Annotated in this window: 10 protein-coding genes; 3 read left to right on the forward strand and 7 right to left on the reverse strand. The window is 71.1% G+C overall.

Translation table 11 applies throughout. From position 1 onward, the window contains the following. Positions 1–40: 40 nt before the first annotated feature. Complete coding sequence (locus AB0G20_RS00350; RefSeq protein ID WP_361293489.1) at positions 41–493, reverse strand: hypothetical protein; 453 nt, start codon at positions 491–493, stop codon at positions 41–43. 162 nt (positions 494–655) lie between these two features. Here AB0G20_RS00350 and AB0G20_RS00355 point away from each other — a divergent pair, with 162 nt between their 5' ends. From AB0G20_RS00355 to AB0G20_RS00365, 3 genes are all read left to right on the forward strand, one after another. Continuing rightward, positions 656–1,183 (forward strand): tetratricopeptide repeat protein, encoded by a 528-nt coding sequence (locus AB0G20_RS00355; protein ID WP_361293492.1) that lies wholly within the window; start codon positions 656–658, stop codon positions 1,181–1,183. A gap of 48 nt (positions 1,184–1,231) precedes the next feature. After that, on the forward strand, positions 1,232–3,154 hold the full coding sequence (locus tag AB0G20_RS00360) for a hypothetical protein (protein ID WP_361293495.1): 1,923 nt from the start codon (positions 1,232–1,234) through the stop codon (positions 3,152–3,154). A 94-nt stretch (positions 3,155–3,248) separates the two neighbouring features. Next, positions 3,249–3,938 carry a TetR/AcrR family transcriptional regulator gene (locus AB0G20_RS00365; protein ID WP_361293498.1) on the forward strand — a complete coding sequence of 230 codons (690 nt, stop codon included), beginning with the start codon at positions 3,249–3,251 and terminating at the stop codon, positions 3,936–3,938. Between the two features lie 6 nt (positions 3,939–3,944). On the opposite strand, the gene AB0G20_RS00370 is transcribed toward AB0G20_RS00365, so the two are convergent. From AB0G20_RS00370 to AB0G20_RS00395, 6 genes are all read right to left on the reverse strand, one after another. Next, positions 3,945–4,301, reverse strand: coding sequence for a 5-carboxymethyl-2-hydroxymuconate Delta-isomerase (locus tag AB0G20_RS00370; protein ID WP_361293501.1), 357 nt, complete (start codon positions 4,299–4,301; stop codon positions 3,945–3,947). Between the two features lie 30 nt (positions 4,302–4,331). Next, positions 4,332–5,951 (reverse strand): fused response regulator/phosphatase, encoded by a 1,620-nt coding sequence (locus tag AB0G20_RS00375; protein WP_361293504.1) that lies wholly within the window; start codon positions 5,949–5,951, stop codon positions 4,332–4,334. A 72-nt stretch (positions 5,952–6,023) separates the two neighbouring features. After that, the gene (pulA, locus tag AB0G20_RS00380) at positions 6,024–11,417 is read right to left on the reverse strand and encodes a pullulanase-type alpha-1,6-glucosidase (RefSeq protein WP_361293507.1); all 5,394 of its coding nucleotides are present in this window, start codon (positions 11,415–11,417) and stop codon (positions 6,024–6,026) included. A 145-nt stretch (positions 11,418–11,562) separates the two neighbouring features. Next, positions 11,563–12,981, reverse strand: a complete 1,419-nt coding sequence (locus AB0G20_RS00385; RefSeq protein ID WP_361293510.1) for a glycoside hydrolase — start codon at positions 12,979–12,981, stop codon at positions 11,563–11,565. A gap of 157 nt (positions 12,982–13,138) precedes the next feature. Continuing rightward, positions 13,139–14,512 carry an alpha-amylase family protein gene (locus tag AB0G20_RS00390; protein ID WP_361293513.1) on the reverse strand — a complete coding sequence of 458 codons (1,374 nt, stop codon included), beginning with the start codon at positions 14,510–14,512 and terminating at the stop codon, positions 13,139–13,141. 119 nt (positions 14,513–14,631) lie between these two features. Next, the gene (locus tag AB0G20_RS00395; protein ID WP_361295740.1) at positions 14,632–16,332 is read right to left on the reverse strand and encodes a glycoside hydrolase family 13 protein; all 1,701 of its coding nucleotides are present in this window, start codon (positions 16,330–16,332) and stop codon (positions 14,632–14,634) included. Between the last annotated feature and the right edge of the window lie 41 nt (positions 16,333–16,373).

Below are 16,373 nucleotides of genomic sequence, written 5' to 3' on the forward strand. Positions count from 1 at the left end.
AATTCCCACCGCCGGCTTTCCGCTGTTCCGGACTGCGCGCTCAGCCGTGGTGGCCGCTGCCACCGTCGTGACCGCCCTTGTTGTGGCTGCCACCGGGGTTCATGTGCTCGGAGCCCTCCTCCATGGTCCCGCCGAGGGTGCCCTGCAGCGCCGTGACGGTCTTCTGCTGGCCGACGGCGACCCACTTGCGGCCGACGAGGTAGTAGCCGCCGTAGTCCTTGGCGCTGTTCAGCCACTCGCGCTGGCCGCGGTCGGTGGCGAAGGTCGCGAGGACGTACTTCTCCTTGCCCTTCTTGCAGAGGGCCTGGCGGATGGTGTCGGCATCGGTCTGCATGTTCGGCTTGCAGTCGGCCTCGGCCGCGATGTGCTCCAGGCTGCCGGTCACCGCCTCCGGAACGGCCGCCTCGTCCTTGTCGCCGGATCCGCCGCAGCCGGTCAGCGCCAGTATCGCCACCGCGCCGCTCAGCGCGAGCATCGGTCGGGTCACCCTCATCTGTTCCTCCGGTCCTTGTCGGCACGGTCCTTGTCACGGCACGATCCGGACGCATGCCGCACGGAGCCCCGGCAAGAGGCTCTCGCCTTCGATACGGGTGCGGTGCCCGCCGTGCTCAAAATTCCGCTGACCCGCTGTGCACTCCTGTGCGAGGGTGTCCGAGTGGATCAGGACTGGGAAGACCGTGTGGCCGCCCTGTGGGACCGTTTCGACGACTACGCCGAGACGGAGGAGGACGAGGCCCGCTTCCGCGCCGACGTCGACGCCCTCGTCGCCGAGCTGCCCGAGGGCAGTCCGCTCGGCCCGTTCGAGCAGGCCTGCGCCTGGGACTCCACGGGCCGCTCCGACAAGGCGGTCCCCCTCTACCGGGAGGCGCTGAACAACGGCCTCGCCGACGTCAGCCCCTACAAGGCCCGCCGGACGAAGATCCAGCTCGCCAGCTCCCTGCGGAACATCGGCCGGGCCGAGGAGGCCGTCGCGCTGCTGACGCCCGAGCTGGTCGCGCCGTCCGACGAGCTGGACGACGCCGTACGCGCCTGCCTCGCCCTGTGTCTGTCGAGCCTCGGCCGCGACCGGGAGGCCCTGGCGCTGGCCCTGGGCGCCCTGGCCCCGCATCTGCCGCGCTACCAGCGGTCCATGGCGAACTACGCCCGGCTGCTCGTGGAACCCGGGGAGCACCCGGGGGCGTGACGCTCCGCAGCCAGGTGACCATCCAACGATTCGCTCGTTCTGCTGAACGTGCAGTCACAGGATGTCGCCCAGCGCCCCGCACCACCCTCCCCCGCCGGCCCGGTCGTCGACGTCGAGCAGGCCGAGGCCGCGCTCGTCGAGCACTACCCGCGGCTCGTCCGGCTGGCCTACCTGGTGCTGCCACCCGGTCTGGGCCGTAGCCGCCGCGTCCTGACTGCACACGCCCTCACCCAGCGGGCACTCCCCCGCAACCGCACCCCCGCTCCGGTGATCCCGGCCCAGTCCACCGGCCGGGACGGCGACCCGGGCTACGCCCTGGTCCGCCTCCAGGTGCTGCGCACGGCACTGGAGGCGGGGCTGCCGCTGCGGGCGAAGGCGTGGCCCAAGAGGTCCCAGCTGCCGCCGCTGCTGCCGCACGTGTGGGGCCTGAAGCTGTTCCCGCGCTCCGGCGGCGCCGACGAACTCGCCCTGGACCAGCGGTTGTCCACCCTGTCGGGCCCGGCCCGGGCCGCGTACGCGCTGCGCGGCATGGAGCGGCTCACGGACGACGGGGTGTGCAAGGTCCTCGCGGCGGCGGGCGTCGCCGACCCGGAGGGTGCGGTACTGGAGGCCGACGGGATCCCCGCCCAGTACGGGCTGCTCGACTCCCCCGAGTTCGACCCCTGCTCGCTCCAGGCCCGCCCCACCGACCTGATGCGCCGCCGCCAGCACCTGAAGGCCGCACTGGCCGCCGGTGCCGCCCTGCTGGTCTGCGGGGCACTGCTCGGCCTGCCCGGTGAGGGCTGGGGCCCCGACGGCGCCGCGGCACCTCCGTACGCGCGCAACCCGGCCGCGCAGGCCGCGCTGGACCCGGCGAAGCTGATGCGGGTCCCTCCCCTGGCGTGGCGCAGCTCGGCGCGCACCGACTTCTCCGTGTGGCCGGCCCGCGGCGACCGCACCGGCGACAAGGCCCTGCTGCGCCGCGCCCTGGCCGTGTGGGCCCGCCCCGGCGAGACGGTCCAGGTGTCGGCGACCCCCGGCACCCTCTCCGGCGGCCCGGCCGGGCCGCCCCAGCTGCTGTACGCGGGGACGGTCGACGCGGCGCACGTGGTGATCCTCTACGACGGTCTGCGCATCGCCCGGTACGCCGAGCCGAAGGACGGCACGCAGGGCGCCGCCCTCGACTTCGCCCGGGTCGACGGGGCCGGCCGGGCCGAGGCGGGCGCGGTGGTCCTGGGCCGGTCCGACGGCAACGTCCGCTATCTGACGGCCCCTTGGGTGAAGAAGGCGGGCGAGCGGGACCTGATGAAGCCCAGCTCCGGGGCGATGGACCTCGCGCTCACCGACGGGGTGACCGCACCGCTGGCCAGCCCGGCCCTGCGGTCCGGCCCCTGCACCTCGTGGAACGTGCTCCAGCTGACCGACGGCACCAGGACACGGCTGCTGACCGACCTCGGCGAACTGGTCCCGGCCCGGCTCACCGCCGGACGGCCGGGCTCCCCGGCAGAGGTGTCCGGCGCCGCGGCGCTGCACACCTGGCAGCCGTTCGCCTGCTCGCTCGGCACGGTGCGCTCGGCGGGAGTGCGGAGCGTCAACGCCTGGGCGTTCAACGAGCAGCCGCTGCCCGACGCGAGCGGCTCGGCGGCGTGGGTGTGCACGCGGGCCGAGACCTGGCGGGGCGGCGGGGCGCGGGTGCTGGCGCAGTTCCACACGCCGGGCGGGGCGTACGGGGCGGTGGCGGCCAAGGCCGAGAACGTCCCGTCGTGCGGGCCGCGCGACCCGCATGTGCTGGCCGGGGTGCTGTGGAAGTCGAAGGCCGGTGACTGGTACCTGCTGGCCGCCGGCGGCCGTGAGACCGCGTCGATCCGGGCGACGGGCGGGGTGAACGGGGCGGCGCAGAGCAGCCGGCTGACCGTGCCGGCCGAGCAGGGGGCACAGGCCCAGCTCAAGGGAGCCCTGAAGGACGGGCGTTCGCTCGGCGGACTGCGCTGACGGGGGCGGATCTCGGGTCCGTCCCGTGAGGTCCGTCGAACCCCGCGATCGATCCGGACCGTTCGAGGCCGGAAACGATCGGTAAGGTGTTCGTATGACTATCGGGGTTCGCCGCAGAATGGGAGTCGAGGAGCGGCGGCAGCAGTTGATCGGCGTCGCCCTCGAACTGTTCAGCCGCCGCTCGCCCGACGAGGTCTCCATCGACGAGATAGCGTCGGCCGCGGGCATTTCACGCCCGTTGGTCTACCACTACTTTCCCGGCAAACTCAGCCTGTACGAGGCCGCGTTGCAGCGGGCCTCGGACGACCTCGCGGCCCGTTTCGTGGAGCCTCACGAGGGTCCGCTGGGGGCGCGGCTGCTGCGCGTGATGCACCGCTACTTCGACTTCGTGGACGAGCACGGGCCCGGTTTCTCCGCCCTCATGCGGGGCGGTCCGGCCGTCGGTTCGTCGACGACCAACGCGCTCGTCGACTCCGTACGGCAGGCCGCGTATGTCCAGATCCTTTCGCACCTGGGCGTGACCGATCCGCCCGCGCGCCTCGAACTGGTCGTCCGTTCCTGGATCTCGCTCGCCGAGTCGACGGCACTGATCTGGCTGGACGGCCGGCGCATCCCGCGCGAGGAACTGGAGCCCCAGCTCGTCAACGACTTCGCGGCCCTCGCCGCGGTCAGTGCCGCCTACGACGAGGAGATGGCCGCGCTGCTGCGCGGCATCGTCAAGGACGAGCCGGCCGACGGCCCGTTCGCGTACCTGGCCGGCCGGCTCGTCGCCCTGGCGAGCTGAGCCGACTCAGCTCTCGAACTTCGCGTACGACGGGTCCAGGTCGCGGACCTCGGCGGAGGCGTGCAGCGCGAGCCCTTCGGCGGGCTTCAGGTGGGTCCGCAGCAGCTCCAGCACGGCCTGGGTGAGCCGGGCCTTGGTCTCGTCGGTGCGGCCGGCGAGCAGGGCGATGTGGACATGCACATGGGCGTGCCCCTCGGTTTCGGGGCCGACCACGATGTCCTCGGTCGGGCGGAACCGGGTCTTGCACGCCGGCGGCTTGGCGGCCGCGATCTCGACCGTCGCCTCGTGCAGCGCCTTCGCGAAGCCGGGCCGGTCGAAGCCGTCCGCGAGGTCGGCGGAATAGTCGACGGTGATCTGCGGCATCAGTGCTCCTGTTCTGGGCGGCCAACGGGCTCACCCTAGCCGCAGGGCCAGCATCGCGATGTCGTCCTCCCGGTCGCGGCCGAAACAGCCCAGCAGCACGTCGCAGAGGCTGTCGAGGCCGGACGGGGCGTCGGCGGCGGCCGTGCGGAGCTGCTCCATGGAGGCCGAGAGGGGGATGCCGCGGGTCTCGATGAGGCCGTCGGTGACCATGAGCAGGCGGTCGGTGCGCCGCAGACGGCACTCGGTCGCCGGGGGCCGCTCCAGGCCCAGCCCGAGCAGCGGACCCCAGGCGTCGGCGTACTGGGCGCCGCCCCCGTCGCGCAGGAGCAGCGGCGGGATGTGGCCGGCGTTGGCGATCCGTACCCGCCCGCTGCCGGGGTCGACCAGGGCCAGGCACACGGTGGCCGTGACGTCGGGGTGGTACTCCTGGAGCATCCGGTCGAGCCGCGTGGCCAGCACGACCGGGTCGCTCTCGTCGACGCAGTAGGCGCGCAGGGCGTGGCGGATCTCGACCATGACGGTGGCCGCGTCCAGGGAGTGCCCGACGACGTCCCCGACCGCGGTGAGCACCCCGTCGCGGGTGCGCAGGGCGGCGTAGAAGTCGCCGCCGATCTCGGTCTGCTCGGAGGCGGGCACGTAGCGGACGACGATGTCGACGCCCGGCAGATGTGGCAGCTTGTGCGGCTGCGGCAGGAAGCTGTGCTGGAGGGTGAGGGCGACATGCCGCTCCACCTGGTACATCAGCAGCGGTTCGGCGGCGAGCACGGTGGCCTGGGCGAGGCGGGCCCGCAGCCCGTCGTCCGCGGGGTCGCCGATCGCCGTACGCCGCACGGGCGTGGCGAGGCAGACCGTCGTCCGGCCGTCCTGGGTCGTCGCTACGGTCAGGCGGGCGTCCTCCTCGACGCCGGGCCGGAAGATGCCGGCCGGCCACAGCGGCGCGGGGACGACGGTGGTGTGCACGCCCGTGCGGCCTTCCGCGAGCCGGGTGACCAGCCGGGCCGCCGCCTGATGCCCGGCGCTGTCCGCGGCCGTGGGGTGGCACCTGGCCGTGCCGCGGTACGGCTCGCCGTCCGGGCCGATGACGAACACCACGGCGGGTGAGGCGGTGAGGCGTGCGGTGCCGTCGGCGGCCGCGGCGGCCAGTTCCCGCGGGCAGCGGGCCGACTGCACCGTGATGACGGCCTCGGCCAGCAGCGTCAGCCGGTGGACGACGGTCTCGGCGCCCGTGGTGCGGCGGGCCCCGCGTACGGCGGCCCGGACGACGGCCTGGATCTCGCGCGGTTCGGCGGGCACGGTCAGATAGGCGTCCCCGCCGGCGTCCAGTCCCCGGCACCGGTCGCCGGGTGCGGTGGCGGCGGCGGAGAAGTGCACGACGGGCAGCGCGGCCATGCGCGGCTGGGCCCGGACCCGGCGGCACACTTCGAAGCCGCTCATGTCGGGCAGACCCACGTCGACGAGGGCCACGTCGGGCAGGGTGCCGTCCCGCAGCCGGACGTCGAGTTCGACGAGCGCCTCGCCGCCGCTGGCGACGGGCACGACCCGGTGGCCGGCCCGTTGCAGCACCGCCCCCATGGCGTACCGGCTGGCCGCGACGTCGTCCACGACCAGCACGGTGGTGCCGGGGCTCTGCTGCGTGCCGCTGACGTCCATCTCGACGGCCCCTCGGGGCGTAGGGGGGTGGGGCAGACCGTAAGGCACGGCCTGCCCCACCAACGTAGTGCGCTATCCGGCGGCCCGGGTGAAGACGGCGACCGTGCGCCCCGGAACGGCGAACGTGCCCGATTCGGCCGCGTAGGAGGAGGACTTGACGGTAGAGTCCGCCCCCGCCGCCTGCACCGGATGCAGTCGGTAGCCGGCCCTGGCGAGTGCGGGGACGGGCTGCTCCTGGCGCTGAGGCGTGGCGTTGAAGACGACGACGAGGTCACCGAGCCGCATGGTGATCACGCCGGGTGTCTCGTCCTCGCCGGACAGCGGGAAGGAGAGCCGGGACTGCACCTGCCCGGCCGTGCCGAGGGAGAAGTCCTTCTCGGTGCTCCGGATCCGCAGCAGGTCGCGGTACGCGGCCGAGGTGCCCTCGATCTGCTCGCAGCCCACCTCGACCTTGCTCAGCAGGGGCTTGGAGTACGGCCACTTGTCGGTGTTGTCGGCCGCCATGGGCAGTCCGCGGCCGAAGCCGTTGCCGTCCTCGCACCTCCAGTGGACCGCGTTGAACCAGTCGCCGCTGTCGTAGGAGTTGCGGTCCAGGGACTTGGAGCGCAGCAGGTCGGTGCCCGCCTGGGAGAGGGCCGGGCCCTGCGAGAGGGTGGCCGTCGCCATGGCCAGGACCTGCATCCGGGCCCGGTCGGCCGCGCTCGTCGAAGCGGGCAGCTTGAAGGCGAGCGCGTCGAACAGGGACTCGTTGTCGTGGGCGTCGGCGTAGGCGAGCGCGTCACCGGGGGCGTCGGCGTAGCCGGCGGGGGCGCCGTTGTAGTCGACCTCGGAGCCCTTGACCTCCTTGCCGCCGGTGTCGGTGAAGCGGTAGCCGGCGAGGTTGCCGGAGAGCCCGACCTTGATGAGGTCCTGGTAGTGGAGCAGGCGGGCCTTCTGCTCGGCGGGAGTGCCGTTGTTCTTCGAGGAGTTGGGGTCGGTGTACAGGCCGGAGGCGAAGCCCTGGACGCCGGGGTCCTCGTCGAAGGGGCCGCCGCCGCGCACCGCGTCGCGGGCACGGTCGGAGAAGGTGGCGATGCCGGTGCCGGCCATGTTCTTCTGCGTGGCCTGCGTGAAGCGGGCGTCGTCCGCGATCTCGCCGAAGTTCCAGCCCTCCCCGTAGAGGATGATCTTCTTGCCGTCGACGCCGTCCTTCTCGGGGGTCAGCGCGTCGAGGGCCTTCCTGACCGCGAGGATGTTGGCCTTCGGGTGGTGGCCCATGAGGTCGAAGCGGAAGCCGTCGACCTTGTACTCCCGGGCCCAGGTGACGATCGAGTCGACGACGAGCTTGCCCATCATGGCGTTCTCGGTGGCGGTGTTGGCGCAGCAGGTGCTGTTCGCGACCGAGCCGTCGGCGAGGAGGCGCTGGTAGTAGCCGGGCACGATCCGGTCAAGAACGCTCGTCCTCTCCTGGCCGCTCGCGGCGGTGTGGTTGTAGACGACGTCCATGACGACCCGCAGCCCGTCGTCGTTGAGGGCCTTGACCATCCTGCGGAACTCGACCGTGCGGGCGGTGCCGTCCGGGTCGGTGGCGTAGGAGCCCTCGGGGACCGTGTAGTGGAACGGGTCGTAGCCCCAGTTGTAGGCGTCCTTCGCGGCGATCTTCCCGACGCACTCCTGCTGCCGGTCGGAGTCGGCGGGGAAGGAGGCCAGGTCGCAGTCGGTCTTCGCCTGGTCGGCCTTCTTCTCCGGGATGGTGGCGATGTCGAACGCGGGCAGCAGATGCACGTACGAGGTGCCGGCCTTCGCCAGCTCGCGCAGGTGCTTGCTGCCGTCACTGTCCTTGTCGGTGAAGGCGAGGTAGGTGCCGGGGTGCTTCGCCGTGCGGTCCTCGACGGAGAAGTCCCGGATGTGCAGCTCCTGGATCTGCGCGTCCCTGAGCGGTACGGCCTTGGGCTTGGTGTACGCCGACCAGCCGGAGGGCTTGAGGGCCTTGTCGTCCAGGTCGACCACGAGGCTGCGCTTCGAGTCGGCGGTGAGGGCGAGGGCGTAGGGGTCGGTGACCTTGTTGGTGACGACCTTGCGGACGCTGGGCGCCCAGACCTTCACCACGTACCGGTAGGGCTTGCCCTTCCAGGACTTCGGGCCGGTGACGGACCAGACGCCGGTGCCGGCGTCGCGTTTCATCGGGGCGGTGGTGTCACCGATCTCCAGGGACACCTGCTGTGCGGTGGGTGCCCACACGGACAGCGTGGGGCGGCCCTTGGAGAACGTCGGTCCCAGGTCGGCCTGCGTCGCGTCGTACAGGTCGTCGAGGACTCCGGCGATCTGGACGCCGGTCGCCGCGAGCACAGCCCCGTTCGCGGCGTGCTGGGTGGCGACGACCTGGCCGCGCAGGGCCTCGCGGACCCGGTCGCGGTCGCGCGGGTCGACGGTCCAGGCGTCGTACTCCTTCAGATGCGGGAACTTCGCCTTCTGGGCGTCGGTCAGCTCGCTCTTCGACAGGCGCAGCCACTTCGCGTCCCCGGTCAGGGCGCCGTCCTGTACCGCGATGGAGCCGTCGCGGGCGTACAGCAGCTGAGTGGAGGCGGCGGCGTCGGAACCGTTCCAGGCGAGGGTGTTCCGGTCGATCCAGACCGCCTTGGAGGTGGTCGGGTCGAGGGCGGCCGCGCTGCCCGCGGGCTGCGGGAGCAGGTACTTCTCCTGGCCGTTCACCAGCCACACCTCGTGGCCGTTCGCCTTGAGGTCGAGCGACTGGTCGGTGGGCAGGTCCTTCTCGTCACCCTTGTGCAGGATGTAGCTGAGGCTGGTGGCTCCGTCGGTGAGCGGTACCTCGAAGACTGCGCCATAGGAATCAGTCTTGACCGGTTCGAGGGGCTTCGACCACTCGGTGGGGTTCGCGGCGCCGGTCCAGACGTGCAGGCCCCAGCCGTCGTAGTTGCCGTCGGCCCGGTGGTAGTGCAGGACGGCCTTGCTCTTGTCGGGCGCCGGATACGCGGGGCGCTCGGTGGTGACGGTGTCCTTGCCCTGCTCGATCCAGATCTCGCCGGTCTTGGTGACGTCGATCGTGCGGTCGGTGGAGACGTCCTTGGTGCCGTCCTTGTCGATGACGAGGAAACCGACGTTCGAGGCGCCGGGCTTCAGCTTCACCCAGGCGAAGGCTCCGTAGGCGTCGCGGCCGGTGAACGGGTGGCTCTCCGGCCACTCGGTGGCCTCGCCCTCGGCGAGGTCGCCCCAGGCGTACAGACCCCAGTCGGCGTAGTCCCCGTCGGCGCGCTTGTAGTGGACGATCGCGTAGTCGCGGGAGGACGCGGTGGGCGGCTCCTCGGCGGGCGGGGTGCCGGTGGTGGAGGCGGCCAGGGCGCTCGCGGTGCGGCCGGCCGAGTCGATGACGACGGCCTTGTAGCGCAGGGCGGTGCCGGGCGCCACGTTCTTCCCGATGGTGTGGGTGACCTTGTACGGGGCGTGGTCGGCGGAGCCGAGGACCTGCCACTTTCCGTTTCCGGTCTGTGCGGCGAAGACGACCCGGTTCAGCTGCCCGCCGTCGACGTCGGCGGTGAGCTCGACGGTGCCGGTGGCGCCGGCCGCCGGGGCCTTCAGGGTGAGCGTCGGCGCGGTGGCGGACTCGGCGAGCCTGGCGGACGCCTTGAGGACGATCGCCGAGCCGGCCGGGACGGTGACGGTGAGCTTCTTGTCGCCGTCGCTCTTCGGGGAGGCGTCGGTGCCGTGGATGCCCTTGAACGTCATGCCGGCGGAGCCGGTCGGGAAGGTCGCCGTCTTCGCCTCGCCCGCGTTGTTGAAGGCGACGACGTACTCGGTGCCGTTCTTGACGTCGGTGCGGGAGAAGGCGTAGACGCCCGGGCCGTCGGCCGCGTACCGCTGCTGCTGGACGCCGTCGGTCAGGGCCGGGTTGGCCTTGCGGAGCTTGGCGAGCGTACTGATTTCCCGGTAGAGCGGTGCCTTCGTGTCGTAGGCGTCCTCGGCGTGGGTGCGGTCGGTGCCGATGCGGTCGTCGTCGAGGTAGTCGGCGGTACGCGAGGCGAACATGCTCTGCCGGGCGTCCTTGTCACCGCCCGGGCCGGTGAAGCCCTGCTCGTCGCCGTAGTAGACGACGGGGTTGCCGCGGCTGAGGAACATCAGCTCGTTGGCGAGCTTGTCCTTCCTCAGCAGTTCGGCGTCGGTGGCCTTCGGGTCGTCCTGGTTCAGGAAGGACCCGATCCGGCCCATGTCGTGGTTGCCGAGGAAGGTGACCTGCTCGTACGCGTTGGCCTTGCCTGTCGTGTACTTGTAGTCGTCGCCGAAGACGCCGGCGAGCTTCTGCGCGCTGCCGCCCTGCGAGGCGTACTGCCGGGCCGCCTCCTGGAAGGGGAAGTCGAGCGTGGCGTCGAGCCGGCCCTGGGTGACGTACGGCGAGGTGACGGACGTGTCGGCCGAGTACACCTCGCCGAACATGAAGAAGTCGTCCCGGCCCTGCCTGGCCGCGTAGGCGTCGAGGGCGGTGGCCCACTGCGTCCAGAACTCCATGTTGACGTGCTTCACGGTGTCGATCCGGAAGCCGTCGACGTCGAAGTCGCGCACCCAGCGCTGGTAGATCTTCTCCATGCCCTCGACGACCTCGGGCCGCTCGGTCCACAGGTCGTCCAGGCCGGAGAAGTCGCCGTGCGCGGAGCTCTCACCGGCGAAGGTGGAGTCGCCGCGGTTGTGGTACATCGTCGGGTCGTTGAGCCACGAGGGGACCTTGTTCTTCCCGGCCACCACGGGAGTGCGCGGGAAGGAGCCGGTGTCGACCTCCGGGAAGTCCCGTCGCCCGTCCGCGTAGTCCGCGTCGTCGAAGGGTTCGCCGTCCTTCGTCAGGTACGGGAAGGCGCCCTTGGAGAGGTAGTCGTACGACTTCTCCTCGTAGTCGACGACGTCCGCCGTGTGGTTGGTGATGACGTCGAAGAAGACCTTCATGCCCTTGGCGTGGGCCTTGTCGATGAGGGTCTGAAGGTCCTTGTTGGTGCCGAAGTGCGGGTCGACCTGGGTGAAGTCCGTGATCCAGTAACCGTGGTAGCCGGCCGAGGCGTTCGCCCCGGTGCCCTGCACGGGCTGGTTCTTGAAGATCGGGGCCATCCAGAGGGCGGTGGTGCCCAGGCCCTTGATGTAGTCGAGCCGCTTGGTCAGGCCCTTGAGGTCGCCGCCCTGGTAGAAGCCCTTGTCGGCGGGGTCGTAGCCGGTGGCGAGGCGGGAACCGGTCAGGCCGCCCTTGTCGTTGCGCGGGTCGCCGTTGGCGAAACGGTCCGGCAGGACGAAGTAGAACTGCTCACGGGTGGCGTCGTGGCGGGCGGGCTCTGCGGCGAGCTTCGCGTCGGACGGGGGCGCCGGCAGGGTGGCCGCCCCGGCGGCGAGCGGCTGGACGAGTGCTGCGGCCAGCGCGGTGGCGGTGACCGCGGCGACCCGTCCGGCACGGGCGGTTCGGCGCCTTGCGGGCGCACGCCATCTCGGTATCACTGACGTGGACTCCTTGCATTGCGGCTCTCTCGGGTCCGACCCCGCGCGACCGTATCGCCGCCGAAACGCTTACAGCAAGAGTCTTGAAACTGTTGGTAAGAACTTTCAGGACCTCGGCAGGCCGAGCACAACTACACCGTGCCTCCTAGCGCGTGAGGGTGTAGGTGACGAGCGAGCGGGCCGGAACCGTGGCCTTCAGCGACCCGCCGGTGACCGGCACGGCCGGCTGCCGGGCGGTGCCGTGGGAGCCGTCGGTGAGGTACGGGGTCGCCGTTCCGGCGGTGAAGCCGAGGTTCCGGAGGCCGAACGAGACCGGGGTGGCACTGCCGGCCGCGTTGAGCGCCACGACCGTCACGGTGCCGTCGGGGTTGCGGAACGCCGACAGCTTCAGGCCGGCGTCGGAGGTGGTGGCGCCGATGCGGGTCGCGCCGGGCCGGATGAAGCGGCTGTAGTTCGCCAGCGCCCACAGGCGTTTGGAGACGTGGTAGTTCGCACCGTCCATCTGTATGAGTCCGCGGGTCGCACCGGTCGAGGCGCCGTACCAGTAGACGTAGCCGCTGGTGTTGCCCTTGGTCAGGGCGTCGTGCACGGCGGAGGCGACGGTGAACCCGTCGTAGCCGCCGCCGTCGTCCCAGGCCTCGTTCCAGGTGGTGCCGTCGGGTGACCACTCCGACATCCAGGTCCGTTTGCCGGTCGGCAGCGGACCGTCGACCTTGCTGGCGTACGTGTGGCCGGCGTGGGTGTCCACGAAGCCGCGGGCGGTCGCGTCGGCCTCGATCGCGCGCGTGTAGGCCTTCTGCTGGTTCCAGCCGAACGAGTCGCAGCAGACGATCTTGTAGCCGCCCGCCCTGGCCACGGGCCCGAAGACCTTGGTGAACTCGACCGCCTGGGCGGGTGTGAGCCGCATGGAGTCGTAGGTGGCGGTCCAGTCGGGCTCGTTGGTGAATCCGAGGTCGTTGATCCTGATGCCCTCCTGGGCGTAGAACTTCGCGTACTGGACGAGGTAGTTCGCGTACGCCTTGCGCCAGTCGCCGCTCGCGCAGGCGGCTCCGGACAGGCCGCACAGGGTGCCGCCGTTCGCGTCGGTGCCGTTGGTCTTCATGTAACCGGGCGCGGTCCAGGCGTCGGCGTAGAAGCGGTTCACGCCGTACGCCTTGGCCTGCTGGGCGAGCCACACCTGGCCCTTGTCGTCGCGGTCCCACACGTACTTCGGGGTCGCGCCGGGTCCGCCGGGGTCGGTCGGCTGGATGCCCGAGTCGATGCCGAGGCGCAGGATGCTCAGCCCGACGCCGGTGCTCCGGCTGAACAGCAGGTCGAGGATCTCGCGTTGGCGTTCGGCGGGCAGGCCCTGCGAGCCCCGCATGATCTCGGCCCGGCCGAAGTGCTCGGAGATGCCGAAGCCGTCGATGGGCTGGTGCCGGGTGGAGCCGTCGATGGTCGCGGAGGCGTCCGCCCGGACGTCCGCCGGTACGGCCTCGGCGGTGACTCCGGCGGTCGCGAGGAGTACCGCGAGGGAGGTGACCGTCCACGTTCTGATCGTGCGCAGCGTGATCCGTCCCGTCATGGGAGCGCTCCCTGTGGTATGCGGTCGCCCCTCGGGGTGCCGAGGGGCGAGTGTGCGAGATGCTGAACAGCGTTCAGGGAGTTGCCACTGGGGAGGGAACGTAGGGCAGCGTTCCGCAAGCGTCAATCCCGCCCGCACCGCACCAGGAGGGCCGGGGTCAGCAGGTGGGCTTGCCCGACTGGAGGGCGAGGGCCGTGTTCGCGCCGAGCGTCGCGGTGAACTGACCGCCGGAGTTCACGGTCACGGTCGTGTTGTTCTGCAGGTTGCAGTACGTCCCCGCCGGCAGCGACGTCTGGTACGTCCGGGTCAGCGGCCCCGACTCGTGGTTGATGGCCACGAAGCCCTTGCCGCCCCGGCCGAAGGCGATGGCGTCGCCGCCGTTGTCCCACCAGTCGGTGACCGCCTGGCCCCGGGTGGCGTTGCGGAAGCCGACCATGGACTTGATCTCCGGCCAGTTGTGCTGGCACTTCCAGCCGTCCTGCCAGCAGGCGTTGACCTGGCCGCCGTTCGGCGGGCCGACGTCGTGGTCGCTGAACTCGTAGCCGGAGTTGATGTCGGGGGCGCCGTACGGCCAGGCCAGCATGAAGACGTTGGCCAGGGTGTAGGTGGCGTTGTCCTTGTAGCTGAGGGTCGAGCCGTTGCGCTCGGTGTCGTGGTTGTCGACGAAGACACCGGCGACACCGCTGTTCAGGTAGCCCCAGCCCGCGCCGTAGTTCTTCAGGTAGGCGAGGTTCTCGTTGTTGAAGACCCGCTTGAGGTCGTAGGCGTAGCGGAACTCCTGGACGTCGCCGTTACTCGTGTATTCGGTCGACTGGACGGCCTCGCCGGAGCCGTGGATGACCTCCTGCTTCCAGTACACCGACGGGTTGCTCAGCCGGGACTTGACGTTGGCGAGGTCGGCGGCGTCCATGTGCTTGGCGGCGTCGATGCGGAAGCCGTCGACGCCGAGGGAGAGCAGGTCGTTCATGTAGCCGGCGATCGCGCCGCGGACGTAGCTCTCGCCCGTGTCGAGGTCGGAGAGGCCGACCAGTTCGCAGTGCTGGACGTTCCAGCGGTCCTGGTAGTTGCCGATCTGGCCCGTGCAGTCGTCGAAGTCGGGCGCGGAGTACAGGCCGGGGTAGTTGTACTTGCTGTACGACGAGCCGCCGGTGCCGGTGCCGCTGCCGGCCGCCATGTGGTTGACGACGGTGTCGACGACGACCTTCACACCGGCCGCGTGGCAGGTGTTCACCATGTTCTGGAACGCCGTGCGGTCGCCGAGCCGGCCGGCGATCTTGTAGCTGACCGGCTGGTACGAGGTCCACCACTGCGGGCCCTGTATGTGCTCCGCGGGCGGGGAGACCTGGACGAAGCCGTATCCGGCGGGCCCGAGGGTGTTCGTGCATGCGCGGGCGACCGAGGCGAAGTTCCACTCGAAGAGGACGGCGGTGACGTCCTTGGTGCCAGGTGGGGAGGCCTGCGCACCAGTCGGGTTCATGACAACCGAAGCGGCGGCGAGCGCGACGGCGGTGGCGAGGTGTCTGCGTGCCATGTGGGGTTTCCTTCTTCGTTGAAGGTTCTTGCTGCAAGGTTCAGAAACCTTGCGGTGACGCAGATAGTAAAGGCCCGCCGCCCGAAAGGGCAGCGGGCCGTGCGAAATTCAACGGAAAATCAGGCGCGGGCGCCCGCGGTCGCGGTGGTCCACCACACCGTGGTGTCGGCCGGCACCTTCGCCTCGTCGTCGACCTCGACGATCTCGCCGCTCGCCACCAGCACCCGGCCGTACGCCGGCATCGCCACCGACTCGCCGGTGGTGTTCGCGACGCACACGAACTCCCCGCGCCGGAAGGCCAGCACGCCCTCGGGCGCGCGCAGCCACTCCACGGACGTGCCGGCGCCGAGGTCGGCCTGCTCGCGGCGCACCGCGAGCGCGGCCCGGTACAGCTCCAGGGTCGAGCCGGGCTCCCCGGTCTGCGCCTCGACGCTCAGCTCACCCCACCCGTCGGGCTGCGGCAGCCAGCTGCCGCCGTCACCGAAGCCGTACGACGATCCCGTCCGGGTCCACGGGATCGGCACCCGGCAGCCGTCGCGGAAGCCGTCCTGGCCCGCGCCCCGGAAGTACGCCGGGTCCTGGCGCACCTCGTCCGGCAGGTCGACGACGTCGGGCAGGCCGAGCTCCTCGCCCTGGTAGACGTACGCCGAGCCGGGCAGCGCCAGCATCAGCAGGCTCGCGGCCCGGGCCCTGCGCAGCCCCAGGTCGCGGTCGCCGGCCAGGCGGATCTGGGTGCCGAGGCCGGGCGGGTTGGCGAACCGGGTGGCGTGCCGGGTCACGTCGTGGTTGGACAGCACCCAGGTGGCGGGGGCGCCGACCGGGCGCATCGCCTCCAGGGTGCGGTCGATGACCTCGCGCATCTCCTCGGCGTCCCAGTGAGTGCTGAGGTACTGGAAGTTGAAGGCCTGGTGCAGCTCGTCGGGGCGGACGTAGTGGGCCGTGCGTTCGATGGTCGGCGTCCACGCCTCCGCGACGAAGATGCGCTCACCCGAGTACTCGTCGAGGATCAGCCGCCACTGCCGGTAGATCTCGTGCACGCCCTCCTGGTCGAAGAACGGCATGACATCGTTGCCCAGCAGCTTCACCTGGTCGTGGGATCCAAGGTCGGGCAGCCCCTCCGCCTTCACCAGACCGTGGGCGACGTCGATGCGGAAGCCGTCGACGCCCATGTCCAGCCAGAAGCGCAGGATGGAGCGGAACTCGTCGCCGACCGCCGGGTGCTCCCAGTTGAAGTCGGGCTGCTCGGGGGCGAAGAGGTGCAGGTACCACTCGCCGGGCGTGCCGTCGGGCTCGGTGACGCGGGTCCAGGCCGGGCCGCCGAAGATCGACTCCCAGTCGTTGGGCGGCAGTTCGCCGTTCTCCCCCTTGCCGGGGCGGAAGTGGTAGCGCTCCCGCAGCGAGGAGCCCGGGCCCTCGGCGACGGCCCGCTTGAACCACTCGTGCTGGTCGGAGGAGTGGTTGGGGACCAGGTCGACGATGATCCTCAGGCTCAGCTCGTGGGCGTCGCGGATCAGCGCGTCGGCGTCCAGGAGGTTGCCGAACATGGGGTCGACGGCGCGGTAGTCGGCGACGTCGTAGCCGGCGTCGGCCTGCGGCGAGGCGTAGAAGGGGCTGAGCCACACGGCGTCCACGCCGAGGTCGCGCAGGTACGGCAGACGGGTGCGGACACCCTCCAGGTCGCCCATGCCGTCACCGTTGCTGTCGGCGAAGCTGCGCGGGTACACCTGGTAGATCACCGCGTCCCGCCACCAGTCGCGGCGCTTGGCGACGGCCACTGCGGACGTGGGGGTGGGGGCAGGTGCAGCTGAGTGCTGGCTCATGTCGTCCTTGATGCGTAACAGGTGGTCGGTCATGGAAGGCG

The organism is Streptomyces sp. NPDC024017 (assembly GCF_040638895.1).
Lineage (GTDB): Bacteria > Actinomycetota > Actinomycetes > Streptomycetales > Streptomycetaceae > Streptomyces.

Bases quoted from the DNA above. Each gene is read 5' to 3' on its own strand.
- AB0G20_RS00350 (WP_361293489.1), bottom strand. From the start codon at position 493: ATGAGGGTGACCCGACCGATGCTCGCGCTGAGCGGCGCGGTGGCGATA.
- AB0G20_RS00365 (WP_361293498.1), top strand. From the start codon at position 3,249: ATGACTATCGGGGTTCGCCGCAGAATGGGAGTCGAGGAGCGGCGGCAG.
- AB0G20_RS00370 (WP_361293501.1), bottom strand. From the start codon at position 4,301: ATGCCGCAGATCACCGTCGACTATTCCGCCGACCTCGCGGACGGCTTC.
- AB0G20_RS00375 (WP_361293504.1), bottom strand. From the start codon at position 5,951: ATGGACGTCAGCGGCACGCAGCAGAGCCCCGGCACCACCGTGCTGGTC.
- AB0G20_RS00385 (WP_361293510.1), bottom strand. From the start codon at position 12,981: ATGACGGGACGGATCACGCTGCGCACGATCAGAACGTGGACGGTCACC.
- AB0G20_RS00390 (WP_361293513.1), bottom strand. From the start codon at position 14,512: ATGGCACGCAGACACCTCGCCACCGCCGTCGCGCTCGCCGCCGCTTCG.
- AB0G20_RS00395 (WP_361295740.1), bottom strand. From the start codon at position 16,332: ATGAGCCAGCACTCAGCTGCACCTGCCCCCACCCCCACGTCCGCAGTG.